Source organism: Pseudomonas sp. IT-P395, assembly GCF_949767675.1.
Classification (GTDB): Bacteria; Pseudomonadota; Gammaproteobacteria; order Pseudomonadales; family Pseudomonadaceae; genus Aquipseudomonas.
Map to the genome: position 1 here is coordinate 22,587 of NZ_CATKPW010000055.1, position 11,772 is coordinate 34,358.

An 11,772-nucleotide genomic window follows, 5' to 3' on the forward strand; every position below is an offset into this window, starting at 1 on the left:
AGGGGTGCATCATGGCAATCGTTAAATGCAAACCGACTTCCCCTGGCCGCCGTTTTGTGGTCAAGGTGGTCAACCAGGAGCTGCATAAAGGCGCTCCTCACGCACCGCTGCTCGAGAAAAAATCGAAGACTGGTGGTCGTAACAACAATGGCCGTATTACCACGCGTCACATCGGTGGTGGTCATAAGCAGCATTATCGTATGGTCGATTTCCGTCGCAACGACAAAGATGGCATCGTCGCCACTGTCGAGCGTATCGAATACGATCCAAACCGTACTGCTCACATCGCACTGCTCTGCTACGCAGACGGCGAGCGCCGCTACATCATCGCCCCTAAAGGCGTGAGTGCTGGCGACCAGCTGATCGCAGGCGCTCTGGCTCCAATCAAGCCAGGCAACGCTCTGCAACTGCGCAACATTCCAGTGGGTTCTACTGTACACGGCATCGAACTGAAGCCAGGTAAAGGCGCACAGATCGCTCGTTCCGCTGGTGCTTCGGCTCAGCTGATCGCTCGTGAAGGTGTGTACGTTACCCTGCGTCTGCGTTCCGGTGAAATGCGTAAAGTCCTGGCTGAATGCCGTGCGACCCTGGGCGAAGTCTCGAACTCCGAGCATAGCCTGCGTTCGCTGGGTAAAGCTGGTGCCAAACGCTGGCGTGGCGTTCGCCCAACCGTTCGTGGTGTTGCCATGAACCCGGTTGACCACCCACATGGTGGTGGTGAAGGTCGTACCTCTGGTGGTCGTCATCCGGTATCGCCATGGGGCTTCCCGACTAAGGGCGCGAAGACTCGTGGTAATAAGCGTACCGACAAAATGATCGTCCGTCGTCGCAAGTAAATAGAGGGATACGACAGTGCCACGTTCTCTGAAAAAAGGTCCTTTTATTGATCTTCACCTACTGAAGAAGATCGAAGTGGCGGCGGAAAAGAACGATCGCAAACCAATTAAGACTTGGTCGCGTCGTTCGATGATCCTGCCACAGATGGTCGGTCTGACCATCGCCGTACATAACGGTCGTCAGCACGTCCCAGTTCTCGTGAACGAAGACATGGTCGGCCATAAACTGGGCGAGTTCGCCGGTACCCGCACTTATCGTGGGCACGTGGCTGACAAGAAAGCCAAGCGTTAAGGGGTTAGGAAATGGAAGTAGCCGCTAAGTTGTCGGGCGCTCGAATCTCCGCCCAGAAAGCCCGCTTGGTCGCCGACCAGATCCGCGGGAAGAAGGTGGGCGAAGCGCTCAACTTGTTGGCTTTCAGCAGTAAGAAAGCCGCCGAGATCATGAAGAAAGTGCTGGAGTCGGCCGTAGCCAACGCCGAGCATAACGAAGGCGCAGACGTTGATGACCTGAAGGTCAGCACCGTTTTCGTCAACGAAGGGCGTTCGCTGAAGCGCATCATGCCACGTGCCAAAGGCCGTGCTGATCGCATCGTCAAGCGGTCTTGCCATATCACTGTCAAGGTTGCTGACAAGTAACGGAGTCGAAGAGATGGGTCAGAAAGTACATCCCATTGGCATTCGCCTGGGAATCGTCAAGGAGCACACCTCCGTCTGGTACGCAGACGGTCGGACTTATGCGGACTATTTGTTCGCAGATCTGAAAGTGCGTGAGTATCTCCAAGACAAACTAAAAAGCGCGTCCGTAAGCCGTATCGATATCCATCGTCCGGCCCAAACTGCACGTATCACCATCCACACCGCTCGCCCAGGTATCGTTATCGGGAAGAAAGGTGAAGATGTTGAGAAACTGCGTCAGGACCTGACCAAGCAAATGGGTGTGCCTGTGCACATCAATATCGAAGAGATCCGCAAGCCGGAACTCGACGGTATGCTGGTTGCGCAGAGCGTAGCTCAGCAGCTGGAGCGTCGTGTAATGTTCCGTCGCGCTATGAAGCGCGCCGTTCAGAACGCCATGCGCATTGGTGCCAAAGGCATCAAAATCCAAGTGAGCGGTCGTCTCGGCGGTGCTGAAATCGCACGTACTGAATGGTATCGCGAAGGTCGTGTGCCATTGCACACCCTGCGTGCCGACATCGACTATGCCAACTACGAAGCTCACACCACTTATGGTGTGATCGGTGTAAAGGTTTGGATCTTCAAAGGCGAAGTAATTGGTGGTCGCCAAGAAGAGCTGAAACCACAAGCACCAGCGCCTCGTAAAAAAGCTGCTAAGTAAGGGGTACGCCAAATGTTGCAACCTAAGCGTACGAAGTTCCGCAAGCAGATGACAGGCCACAACCGTGGTCTGGCTCAGCGCGGTAGCAAAGTCAGCTTCGGCGAGTTCGCGCTGAAGTCTGTAGCTCGTGGTCGTCTCACCGCTCGTCAGATCGAGTCAGCGCGTCGTGCTCTGACCCGTCACGTTAAACGTGGCGGCAAGATCTGGATCCGTGTATTCCCGGACAAGCCTATTTCCAAGAAGCCACTCGAAGTTCGGATGGGTAAAGGTAAGGGTAGTGTGGAGTACTGGGTTGCCCAGATTCAGCCAGGCAAAGTCCTGTATGAAATCGAGGGTGTTTCTGAAGAGCTGGCGCGTGAGGCTTTTGCCCTGGCTGCTGCAAAGCTGCCGCTCGCCACCGCCTTTGTTAAACGGACGGTGATGTGATGAAAGCGAATGAACTTCGTGAAAAATCCGCACAGCAGCTGAACGAGCAACTGCTCGGCTTGCTGCGCGACCAGTTCAATCTGCGTATGCAGAAAGCAACTGGCCAGTTGGGGCAGTCTCATCTGCTCTCGCAAGTTAAGCGTGACATCGCTCGCGTGAAGACTGTGCTCAACCAGCAGGCAGGTAAGTAATCATGGCTGAAGCCGAAAAAACTGTCCGTACGCTGACTGGCCGTGTTGTCAGCGACAAGATGGACAAAACCATCACCGTACTGATCGAGCGTCGCGTTAAGCACCCGATCTACGGTAAATACGTTAAGCGTTCGACTAAGCTGCACGCGCACGACGAAACCAATCAGTGCCACATCGGCGACAAAGTCACTATTCGTGAAACTCGTCCTTTGGCCAAGACCAAGTCTTGGGCGCTGGTTGATGTTCTCGAACGCGCTGTGGAAGTCTAAGGACTAGGGGTCGGAGAAATTATATGATTCAGACTCAATCCATGCTCGATGTGGCCGATAACAGCGGCGCTCGCCGCGTTATGTGCATCAAGGTGCTGGGTGGCTCCCATCGTCGTTACGCTGGTATCGGTGACATCATCAAAGTTACCGTGAAGGAAGCAATTCCTCGCGGTAAAGTGAAAAAAGGCCAAGTGATGACTGCTGTTGTAGTCCGCACTCGTCACGGCGTACGTCGTGCTGATGGCTCCATTATCCGCTTTGATGGCAACGCTGCTGTTCTTCTGAACAACAAGCAAGAGCCGATCGGCACCCGTATCTTTGGGCCAGTGACCCGTGAACTTCGTACTGAGAAGTTCATGAAGATCGTCTCGCTCGCCCCAGAAGTGCTGTAAGGAGATCCGACATGCAAAAGATTCGTCGTGACGACGAGATCATCGTGATCGCCGGCAAAGACAAAGGTAAGCGCGGTAAGGTGCTTAAGGTTCTTGCTAATAACCGTCTGGTTATTGGTGGTCTGAACCTGGTTAAGCGTCATACCAAGCCTAACCCGATGTCGGGCGTGCAAGGCGGTATCGTCGAAAAAGAAGCTCCACTGGACGCTTCTAACGTCGCCATTTTCAACGGCGAAACCAACAAGGCTGACCGCGTTGGTTTCAAAGTAGAAGACGGCAAGAAAATTCGTGTCTTCAAGTCGACCCAAAAAGCGGTTGATGCTTGAACACTGCTAGGTAGAAGACCATGGCACGACTAAAAGAGATTTACTGGAAGGAAATCGCACCGAAGCTTAAGGAAGAACTTAAGCTTTCGAACGTGATGGAAGTTCCACGCGTTACAAAAATCACCCTGAACATGGGTCTGGGCGAAGCTGTTGGTGACAAGAAAGTCATCGAGCATGCTGTTGCTGACCTGGAAAAGATCACCGGCCAAAAAGTCGTTGTGACCTACGCTCGTAAATCCATCGCTGGCTTTAAAGTCCGTGAAGGATGGCCGATCGGCGTCAAGGTGACCCTGCGCCGTGAGCGTATGTATGAGTTCCTGGATCGTCTGCTGTCGATCTCCCTGCCTCGGGTTCGCGACTTCCGCGGCCTGAATGCCAAGTCCTTTGATGGTCGTGGTAACTACAGCATGGGCGTAAAAGAGCAGATCATTTTCCCGGAAATCGACTACGACAAGATCGATGCTCTCCGCGGTCTGGACATTACCCTGACCACCACTGCCAAGAACGATGATGAAGGCCGCGCTCTGCTGCGTGCTTTCAAATTCCCGTTCCGCAACTGATTGGAGTAGGAAAATGGCCAAGAAGAGCATGAAGAACCGTGAGCTGAAGCGTCAGCTCACTGTTGCCAAGTACGCCACCAAGCGTGCAGCGCTGAAAGCTATCATCGTCGATCTGAACGCAAGTCCAGAAGCGCGTTGGGAAGCTACCGTAGCTCTGCAGAAGCAACCACGTGACGCAAGCGCTGCGCGCATGCGTAACCGTTGCCGCCTGACTGGTCGTCCGCACGGCGTTTACCGCAAGTTCGGCCTCGGCCGTAACAAGCTGCGTGAAGCTGCAATGCGTGGTGACGTACCAGGTCTGGTTAAAGCCAGCTGGTAATTGTTGTCAAAGTCTCGATGTTCGGGTTCGCAAGAACCTGACCATCGGTGGCCTTGAATCTGAATCAAGCCCCTTTTGGGGCTTGATTCATTTCTGGGGTGTGTCTAGAATGACCGGCTCGCCTGAGCCCGTGTTTTTCATGCCCGGAAGTTCTCGGCGACAAGTAGTAGCCGCAAGGCTAATTTTTCTGTATTAGGAGCGTCTAGCCCATGAGTATGCAGGACCCGTTAGCGGACATGCTAACTCGAATCCGTAATGCCCAGATGGCTGAAAAGTCTGTCGTAAGCATGCCGTCTTCCACGCTGAAGGTGGCTGTAGCAAAAGTCCTGAAGGACGAAGGTTACATCGCGGATTTTCAGATCACCACCGACGCTAAGCCGTCGTTGTCCATCGAGCTGAAGTACTTCGAAGGCCGTCCGGTTATCGAAGAAGTGAAGCGCGTTAGTCGTCCAGGCCTGCGTCAGTACAAGTCCGTTGAAGATCTGCCGAAAGTTCGTGGCGGTCTTGGCGTGTCTATCGTCTCCACCAACAAAGGTGTGATGACGGATCGTGCTGCGCGCGCTGCCGGTGTCGGCGGCGAAGTTCTTTGCACTGTGTTCTAAGGGGGGATAAGCATGTCTCGCGTCGCTAAGAACCCCGTTAAGCTGCCAGCCGGTGTCGAAGTAAAATTCGCAGGCCAACAGCTTTCGGTGAAGGGTGCCAAGGGTACTCTTGAACTGAACATCCATTCGTCCGTTGAGATCGTTGAAGAAGCTGGTGAGCTGCGTTTCGCTGCTCGCAATGGCGATCAACAAACTCGCGCAATGGCCGGTACCACGCGTGCGTTGGTAAACAACATGGTCCAAGGCGTAAGCCAAGGCTTCGAGCGCAAGCTCCAGCTGGTCGGTGTTGGTTACAAGGCGCAAGCAAAAGGCACGGTTTTGAACCTGGCCCTTGGCTTCTCGCACCCAGTGGATTACGAACTGCCGGAAGGCATCACCGCTGAGACTCCTAGCCAGACCGATATCCTGATCAAGGGCATCGATAAGCAGCTGGTAGGTCAAGTGGCCGCTGAGATCCGCGACTTCCGTCCACCAGAGCCGTACAAAGGCAAAGGTGTGCGCTACGCGGACGAAGTCGTCCGTCGTAAAGAAGCCAAGAAGAAGTAGGGCATAGCAAATGACCGACAAAAAAGTTACTCGACTGCGTCGCGCTCGCAAAGCACGCCTGAAAATGCACGAACTCGAAGTCGTGCGTCTCTGCGTGTTCCGCTCGTCGCAGCACATCTACGCCCAGGTCATCTCGGCCGACGGCAACAAAGTCCTGGCAAGCGCCTCGACTTTGGATAAAGAACTGCGTGATGGCGCCACTGGCAACATCGACGCGGCCACAAAGGTTGGCCAGCTGGTCGCTACGCGTGCTAAGGCCGCTGGCGTCTCGCAAGTGGCTTTCGACCGCTCTGGCTTCAAGTACCACGGCCGCGTTAAAGCGCTGGCTGATGCTGCTCGTGAAGCTGGGCTGGAGTTCTAAGTTATGTCAAATAACGACCAAAAGCGCGACGAAGGCTACATTGAGAAGCTGGTTCAAGTTAACCGCGTAGCCAAAACCGTTAAAGGCGGCCGTATCTTCACTTTCACCGCGTTGACCGTGGTTGGTGATGGTAAAGGGCGTGTTGGCTTCGGCCGTGGCAAGTCGCGTGAAGTGCCTGCTGCGATCCAGAAGGCAATGGAAGCTGCTCGCCGCAACATGATCCAAGTTGATCTGAACGGCACCACTCTGCAGTACGCAATGAAGTCCGCTCACGGCGCTTCGAAGGTGTACATGCAGCCTGCTTCTGAAGGTACCGGTATCATCGCTGGCGGCGCTATGCGTGCTGTCCTCGAGGTTGCTGGTGTTCAGAACGTTCTGGCCAAGTGCTACGGCTCGACTAACCCGGTAAACGTGGTTCACGCCACTTTCAAAGGTTTGAAAGCTATGCAGTCTCCTGAATCCATTGCCGCCAAGCGTGGCAAAAGCGTCAAGGAGATCTTCTGATCATGGCTACCGTTAAAGTAACGCTGATCAAAAGCATGACCGGCCGCATCCCTAACCACAAACTGTGCGTTAAGGGTCTGGGTCTGCGTCGCATCGGTCACACTGTAGAAGTCCAGGATACTCCCGAGAATCGCGGGATGATCAACAAGGCTTACTACATGCTGCGTGTCGAGGGTTAATCGATGAAACTCAATGATCTGAGTCCAGCGCCGGGTTCCCGTCGCGAAAAGCATCGTCCGGGCCGTGGTATCGGTAGCGGTTTGGGTAAGACTGGTGGCCGTGGTCACAAAGGTCAGACCTCCCGCTCCGGTGGCACCATCGCTCCAGGCTTTGAAGGCGGTCAACAGCCGCTGCATCGTCGCCTGCCGAAGTTCGGTTTCGTTTCCCTGAAAGCCATGGATCGCGCAGAAGTGCGTTTGTCCGAGTTGGCTAAAGTGGAAGGCGACATCGTCACCGTGCAGTCCCTGAAAGATGCCAACGTGATCAACGTCAACGTACAGCGTGTGAAAATCATGCTGTCCGGTGAAGTGACTCGCGCTGTCACTATCGGCAAGGGAATCGGCGCCACCAAAGGTGCGCGTGCGGCTATCGAAGCAGCTGGCGGCAAGTTCGAGGAATAAATGGCTAAGCAAGGTGCTCTCTCTGCGCTCGGCAAAGGCGGTATGTCTGAACTCTGGGCTCGTCTGCGTTTTCTGTTCCTGGCGATTATCGTCTACCGAATAGGCGCACACATCCCGGTTCCAGGTATCAACCCGGACCGACTCGCAGACCTGTTTCGACAGAATGAGGGGACCATTCTTAGCTTGTTCAACATGTTCTCCGGCGGCGCGCTGGAACGGATGAGCATCTTTGCACTGGGGATCATGCCGTACATTTCGGCATCGATCATCATGCAACTGATGACCGCCGTCAGCCCGCAGCTGGAGCAGTTGAAGAAGGAAGGTGAAGCTGGCCGTCGCAAGATCAGCCAGTACACCCGCTACGGCACCGTCGTCCTCGCTCTCGTTCAGGCTATTGGCATGTCCATTGGTCTGGCGGGGCAGGGCGTTGCGTTCACTGGTGACTTTGGCTTCCATTTCGTCGCGGTATCCACTTTTGTGGCTGGTGCGATGTTCATGATGTGGCTGGGTGAGCAGATTACTGAGCGTGGTGTAGGTAACGGTATCTCGATGTTGATTTTTTCGGGTATCGTCGCCGGTCTTCCGAGAGCAATCGGGCAGTCTTTCGAGTCTGCGCGTCAGGGTGATATCAACATCTTCGCCTTGGTTGCCATCGGTTTGCTGGCAGTAGCGATTATCGGTTTTGTGGTGTTCATTGAGCGTGGTCAGCGTCGTATCGCTGTTCACTACGCCAAGCGTCAGCAGGGCCGCAAGGTTTTTGCTGCGCAGACAAGCCACTTGCCGCTGAAGGTGAACATGGCCGGTGTTATTCCGGCTATTTTCGCGAGCAGCATTTTGCTGTTTCCGGCTTCGCTGGGTGCCTGGTTTGGTCAGTCTGAAGGTATGGGCTGGTTGCAGGACATCTCGCAGTCGATCGCTCCTGGTCAGCCGTTGAATATTCTGCTGTTTAGTGCAGGGATTATTTTCTTCTGCTTCTTCTATACGGCGTTGATGTTCAATCCGAAAGACGTAGCGGAAAACCTGAAGAAGTCCGGTGCCTTTATTCCGGGCATCCGTCCAGGTGAGCAGTCTGCGCGCTACATTGATGGCGTTCTGACCCGCTTGACCATGTTCGGTGCTCTTTACATGACGGCCGTGTGCCTGTTGCCCCAGTTCCTGGTGGTTGCAGCAAACGTTCCGTTCTACCTTGGCGGGACCTCGTTGCTGATCGTGGTCGTGGTTGTGATGGACTTCATGTCCCAAGTACAATCGCACCTCGTTTCGCACCAGTACGAATCCCTGATGAAGAAAGCCAACCTGAAGGGTTACGGCAGCGGCATGTTGCGCTGAGTACCCATAAGGTTCGAGGAGTTGGTGATGAAAGTTCGTGCATCGGTGAAAAAGCTGTGCCGTAACTGCAAGATTATTCGCCGCGAAGGTGTTGTTCGAGTAATTTGCAGCGCGGAACCGCGTCACAAACAGCGCCAAGGCTGAGTGTGATCCGCTTGAAGCCCGGCAGCTAGTGCGCTGCCGGGTTGATTATTTGTTATTACAGCGATATTATCTCGCGCCCTATTTCTTGGCTTCCGGGGCGTAGGTAGCTGTCAATTGGAGTCCCACTGAATGGCCCGTATTGCAGGCGTTAACATTCCAGATAACAAGCACACTGTTATCTCGCTGACCTACATCTATGGTGTTGGTCGCACTACTGCGCAGAAAATTTGCGCAGAGACTGGGGTAAACCCAGCCGCAAAGATCAAAGATCTGAGCGACGAGCAGATTGAGCAATTGCGTGGCGAAGTGGCGAAGTTCACCACTGAAGGTGACCTGCGTCGCGAAATCAACATGAAAATCAAGCGTTTGATGGACCTCGGTTGCTACCGTGGTCTGCGTCATCGTCGTGGTCTTCCAGTACGCGGTCAGCGTACCAAGACTAACGCGCGTACCCGTAAAGGTCCGCGTAAGCCGATCCGCAAGTAATCGCCCACGCGAATCGACAGGAAATTAATCATGGCAAAACCTGCTGCTCGTCCTCGTAAAAAAGTTAAAAAGACAGTGGTTGATGGCATCGCCCACATCCATGCTTCTTTTAACAACACAATCGTGACCATCACCGACCGTCAAGGTAACGCGCTTTCTTGGGCTACCTCTGGTGGTTCGGGTTTCCGCGGTTCCCGCAAGTCCACCCCGTTTGCTGCTCAAGTAGCTGCTGAACGTGCTGGTCAAGCTGCGCTGGAATATGGCCTGAAAAACCTCGACGTCAACGTCAAAGGTCCAGGTCCAGGTCGTGAATCCGCAGTCCGCGCTTTGAACGGCTGTGGCTACAAGATCGCCAGCATCACCGACGTGACGCCAATCCCGCACAACGGGTGCCGTCCGCCGAAGAAGCGCCGCGTGTAATCCAGGAGATTGTAAAGAATGGCTCGTTACATTGGTCCAAAATGCAAACTCGCTCGTCGCGAAGGCACCGATCTCTTCCTGAAGAGCGGCGTGCGCGCGATCGAATCGAAGTGCAACATTGAAGCAGCACCTGGTATCCACGGCCAACGCCGCGGTCGCCAGTCCGACTACGGCACCCAACTGCGTGAAAAGCAGAAGGTCCGTCGTATCTACGGCGTTCTCGAGCGTCAGTTCAGCGGCTACTACAAAGAAGCTGCTGGCAAGAAAGGTGCAACCGGTGAAAACCTGCTGCAACTGCTCGAATGCCGTCTGGACAACGTTGTATACCGTATGGGCTTTGGTTCGACTCGTGCCGAATCCCGTCAACTGGTATCGCACAAGTCGATCAGCGTTAACGGTCAGACCGTAAACGTTCCGTCGTATCAGGTTCGTGCTGGTGACGTGGTTGCAGTTCGCGAGAAAGCAAAAAACCAACTTCGCATTGTCCAAGCTCTCGATCTGTGTGCCCAACGTGGCCGCGTAGAATGGGTAGAAGTAGACACTGAGAAGAAGTCGGGCGTTTTCAAGAACGTTCCTGCTCGCAGTGATCTGTCCGCCGACATCAACGAAAGCCTGATTGTCGAGCTCTACTCCAAGTAAGGGCTAGAAAATAGGTGCATCCATGCAGATTTCGGTAAATGAGTTCCTGACACCCCGCCATATTGATGTGCAGGTTGTCAGTCCAACCCGCGCCAAGATCACTCTCGAGCCTCTCGAGCGTGGTTTTGGCCACACCCTGGGCAACGCGCTGCGACGCATCCTGTTGTCCTCAATGCCCGGCTGCGCAGTAGTCGAGGCCGAGATTGACGGTGTGCTCCACGAGTACAGCGCCATCGAAGGTGTACAGGAAGACGTAATTGAAATCCTGTTGAACCTTAAAGGTCTGGCCATCAAGCTGCACGGTCGTGACGAAGTTACGCTGACCTTGTCGAAGAAGGGTTCGGGGGTGGTTACCGCTGCCGATATTCAGCTGGATCATGATGTCGAGATCGTTAATCCCGATCACGTAATCGCTAACCTGGCGTCTAACGGCGCCCTGAACATGAAGCTCACCGTAGCTCGTGGTCGTGGTTATGAACCAGCAGACTCGCGTCAGAGCGATGAAGACGAAAGCCGCAGCATCGGTCGCTTGCAGCTCGACTCTTCGTTCAGCCCGGTTCGCCGTATCGCATACGTGGTGGAAAACGCCCGTGTCGAACAGCGTACTAACCTGGACAAGCTGGTTATTGATCTGGAAACCAACGGTACTCTGGATCCTGAAGAGGCTATCCGCCGCGCTGCAACCATTCTGCAACAGCAGTTGGCTGCGTTCGTCGACCTCAAAGGTGACAGTGAGCCAGTGGTTGTCGAGCAGGAAGACGAGATCGATCCGATCCTGCTTCGCCCGGTTGACGATCTGGAACTGACTGTACGTTCGGCTAACTGCCTTAAGGCGGAAAACATCTACTACATCGGTGACCTGATTCAGCGCACCGAAGTGGAGCTGTTGAAGACTCCGAACCTGGGCAAGAAATCCTTGACTGAAATCAAGGACGTTCTGGCCTCCCGCGGTCTGTCCCTCGGCATGCGCCTCGACAACTGGCCGCCTGCAAGTCTTAAGAAGGACGACAAGGCGACTGCCTGATCGTCGTAATCACCGAACGTAGTGTTTGGTAAGGAATGAACCATGCGTCATCGTAAAAGTGGTCGTCACCTGAGCCGCACCAGCTCGCACCGCAAGGCCATGTTTCAAAACATGGCGGTGTCGCTGTTCGAGCACGAGCTGATCAAAACTACTCTGCCAAAAGCCAAAGAACTGCGCCGCGTTGCTGAGCCGCTGATCACTCTGGCCAAGACAGACAGCCTGGCTAACCGCCGTCTGGCTTTCGACCGTACTCGTTCGAAAGCTATCGTTGGTAAGCTCTTCAACGACCTGGGCAAGCGTTACGCTACCCGTGAGGGTGGCTACCTGCGCATCCTCAAGTGCGGTTTCCGCACTGGCGACAACGCGCCTATGGCGTACGTCGAGTTGGTTGATCGTGCTACTGCTGGCGAAGCTGTATCCGCCGAGTAAGACGTCAGTCTGA

The 11,772-nt window shown here is 54.5% G+C and carries 24 protein-coding genes; all 24 read left to right on the forward strand.

Annotated elements, in window-relative coordinates; translation table 11 throughout:
- The first annotated feature begins 11 nt into the window (after nt 1-11).
- The 24 genes from rplB to rplQ all read left to right on the forward strand — a co-directional run bounded on the left by rplB (nt 12) and on the right by rplQ (nt 11,759).
- A complete protein-coding gene (gene rplB, locus ACM6IN_RS22190; RefSeq protein WP_003228734.1) occupies nt 12-836 on the forward strand; it encodes a 50S ribosomal protein L2 in 825 nt (274 codons plus the stop codon).
- Nucleotides 837-852: 16 nt separating this feature from the next.
- The gene (gene rpsS / locus ACM6IN_RS22195) at nt 853-1,128 is read left to right on the forward strand and encodes a 30S ribosomal protein S19 (protein WP_003228731.1); all 276 of its coding nucleotides are present in this window, start codon (nt 853-855) and stop codon (nt 1,126-1,128) included.
- Between the two features lie 11 nt (nt 1,129-1,139).
- A complete protein-coding gene (gene rplV, locus ACM6IN_RS22200) occupies nt 1,140-1,472 on the forward strand; it encodes a 50S ribosomal protein L22 (RefSeq protein ID WP_003103908.1) in 333 nt (110 codons plus the stop codon).
- Between the two features lie 13 nt (nt 1,473-1,485).
- On the forward strand, nt 1,486-2,172 hold the full coding sequence (gene rpsC, locus ACM6IN_RS22205) for a 30S ribosomal protein S3 (protein WP_003176422.1): 687 nt from the start codon (nt 1,486-1,488) through the stop codon (nt 2,170-2,172).
- A gap of 12 nt (nt 2,173-2,184) precedes the next feature.
- Nucleotides 2,185-2,598, forward strand: coding sequence for a 50S ribosomal protein L16 (gene rplP / locus ACM6IN_RS22210; protein WP_007896757.1), 414 nt, complete (start codon nt 2,185-2,187; stop codon nt 2,596-2,598).
- Nucleotides 2,598-2,789: a 50S ribosomal protein L29 gene (rpmC, locus tag ACM6IN_RS22215; protein ID WP_002555481.1), complete on the forward strand. Its 192-nt coding sequence runs from the start codon at nt 2,598-2,600 to the stop codon at nt 2,787-2,789. Before rplP ends, rpmC begins: the two co-directional genes overlap by 1 nt.
- Before the next feature lie 2 nt (nt 2,790-2,791).
- Nucleotides 2,792-3,058, forward strand: coding sequence for a 30S ribosomal protein S17 (gene rpsQ / locus ACM6IN_RS22220; protein ID WP_003176419.1), 267 nt, complete (start codon nt 2,792-2,794; stop codon nt 3,056-3,058).
- A 23-nt stretch (nt 3,059-3,081) separates the two neighbouring features.
- Complete coding sequence (gene rplN / locus ACM6IN_RS22225) at nt 3,082-3,450, forward strand: 50S ribosomal protein L14 (RefSeq protein WP_002555479.1); 369 nt, start codon at nt 3,082-3,084, stop codon at nt 3,448-3,450.
- Between the two features lie 11 nt (nt 3,451-3,461).
- Nucleotides 3,462-3,776: a 50S ribosomal protein L24 gene (gene rplX, locus ACM6IN_RS22230; RefSeq protein WP_003176416.1), complete on the forward strand. Its 315-nt coding sequence runs from the start codon at nt 3,462-3,464 to the stop codon at nt 3,774-3,776.
- Nucleotides 3,777-3,796: 20 nt separating this feature from the next.
- Entirely contained in the window at nt 3,797-4,336 is a 540-nt protein-coding gene (gene rplE / locus ACM6IN_RS22235; protein WP_003176415.1) for a 50S ribosomal protein L5, read from the forward strand.
- Nucleotides 4,337-4,349: 13 nt separating this feature from the next.
- Nucleotides 4,350-4,655 (forward strand): 30S ribosomal protein S14, encoded by a 306-nt coding sequence (rpsN, locus tag ACM6IN_RS22240; protein ID WP_007918460.1) that lies wholly within the window; start codon nt 4,350-4,352, stop codon nt 4,653-4,655.
- A 209-nt stretch (nt 4,656-4,864) separates the two neighbouring features.
- Complete coding sequence (gene rpsH / locus ACM6IN_RS22245) at nt 4,865-5,257, forward strand: 30S ribosomal protein S8 (protein ID WP_007918458.1); 393 nt, start codon at nt 4,865-4,867, stop codon at nt 5,255-5,257.
- A 12-nt stretch (nt 5,258-5,269) separates the two neighbouring features.
- The gene (rplF, locus tag ACM6IN_RS22250) at nt 5,270-5,803 is read left to right on the forward strand and encodes a 50S ribosomal protein L6 (RefSeq protein WP_003176412.1); all 534 of its coding nucleotides are present in this window, start codon (nt 5,270-5,272) and stop codon (nt 5,801-5,803) included.
- A 10-nt stretch (nt 5,804-5,813) separates the two neighbouring features.
- Nucleotides 5,814-6,164, forward strand: coding sequence for a 50S ribosomal protein L18 (gene rplR, locus ACM6IN_RS22255; protein ID WP_003186037.1), 351 nt, complete (start codon nt 5,814-5,816; stop codon nt 6,162-6,164).
- Nucleotides 6,165-6,167: 3 nt separating this feature from the next.
- Nucleotides 6,168-6,668 carry a 30S ribosomal protein S5 gene (gene rpsE / locus ACM6IN_RS22260; RefSeq protein WP_003186035.1) on the forward strand — a complete coding sequence of 167 codons (501 nt, stop codon included), beginning with the start codon at nt 6,168-6,170 and terminating at the stop codon, nt 6,666-6,668.
- Between the two features lie 2 nt (nt 6,669-6,670).
- Entirely contained in the window at nt 6,671-6,847 is a 177-nt protein-coding gene (gene rpmD / locus ACM6IN_RS22265) for a 50S ribosomal protein L30 (RefSeq protein ID WP_003176408.1), read from the forward strand.
- Between the two features lie 3 nt (nt 6,848-6,850).
- Nucleotides 6,851-7,288 (forward strand): 50S ribosomal protein L15, encoded by a 438-nt coding sequence (gene rplO / locus ACM6IN_RS22270; RefSeq protein WP_003228720.1) that lies wholly within the window; start codon nt 6,851-6,853, stop codon nt 7,286-7,288.
- Nucleotides 7,289-8,617, forward strand: coding sequence for a preprotein translocase subunit SecY (gene secY / locus ACM6IN_RS22275; RefSeq protein WP_003228718.1), 1,329 nt, complete (start codon nt 7,289-7,291; stop codon nt 8,615-8,617).
- A 27-nt stretch (nt 8,618-8,644) separates the two neighbouring features.
- On the forward strand, nt 8,645-8,761 hold the full coding sequence (gene rpmJ, locus ACM6IN_RS22280; RefSeq protein ID WP_002555468.1) for a 50S ribosomal protein L36: 117 nt from the start codon (nt 8,645-8,647) through the stop codon (nt 8,759-8,761).
- Nucleotides 8,762-8,890: 129 nt separating this feature from the next.
- Nucleotides 8,891-9,247, forward strand: a complete 357-nt coding sequence (rpsM, locus tag ACM6IN_RS22285) for a 30S ribosomal protein S13 (protein ID WP_009045849.1) — start codon at nt 8,891-8,893, stop codon at nt 9,245-9,247.
- A gap of 30 nt (nt 9,248-9,277) precedes the next feature.
- A complete protein-coding gene (gene rpsK / locus ACM6IN_RS22290) occupies nt 9,278-9,667 on the forward strand; it encodes a 30S ribosomal protein S11 (protein ID WP_002555466.1) in 390 nt (129 codons plus the stop codon).
- An 18-nt stretch (nt 9,668-9,685) separates the two neighbouring features.
- A complete protein-coding gene (gene rpsD, locus ACM6IN_RS22295) occupies nt 9,686-10,306 on the forward strand; it encodes a 30S ribosomal protein S4 (RefSeq protein ID WP_003176404.1) in 621 nt (206 codons plus the stop codon).
- A gap of 22 nt (nt 10,307-10,328) precedes the next feature.
- Complete coding sequence (locus ACM6IN_RS22300; RefSeq protein ID WP_003186012.1) at nt 10,329-11,330, forward strand: DNA-directed RNA polymerase subunit alpha; 1,002 nt, start codon at nt 10,329-10,331, stop codon at nt 11,328-11,330.
- Between the two features lie 42 nt (nt 11,331-11,372).
- Complete coding sequence (gene rplQ / locus ACM6IN_RS22305) at nt 11,373-11,759, forward strand: 50S ribosomal protein L17 (protein WP_007918448.1); 387 nt, start codon at nt 11,373-11,375, stop codon at nt 11,757-11,759.
- Nucleotides 11,760-11,772 lie beyond the last annotated feature (13 nt).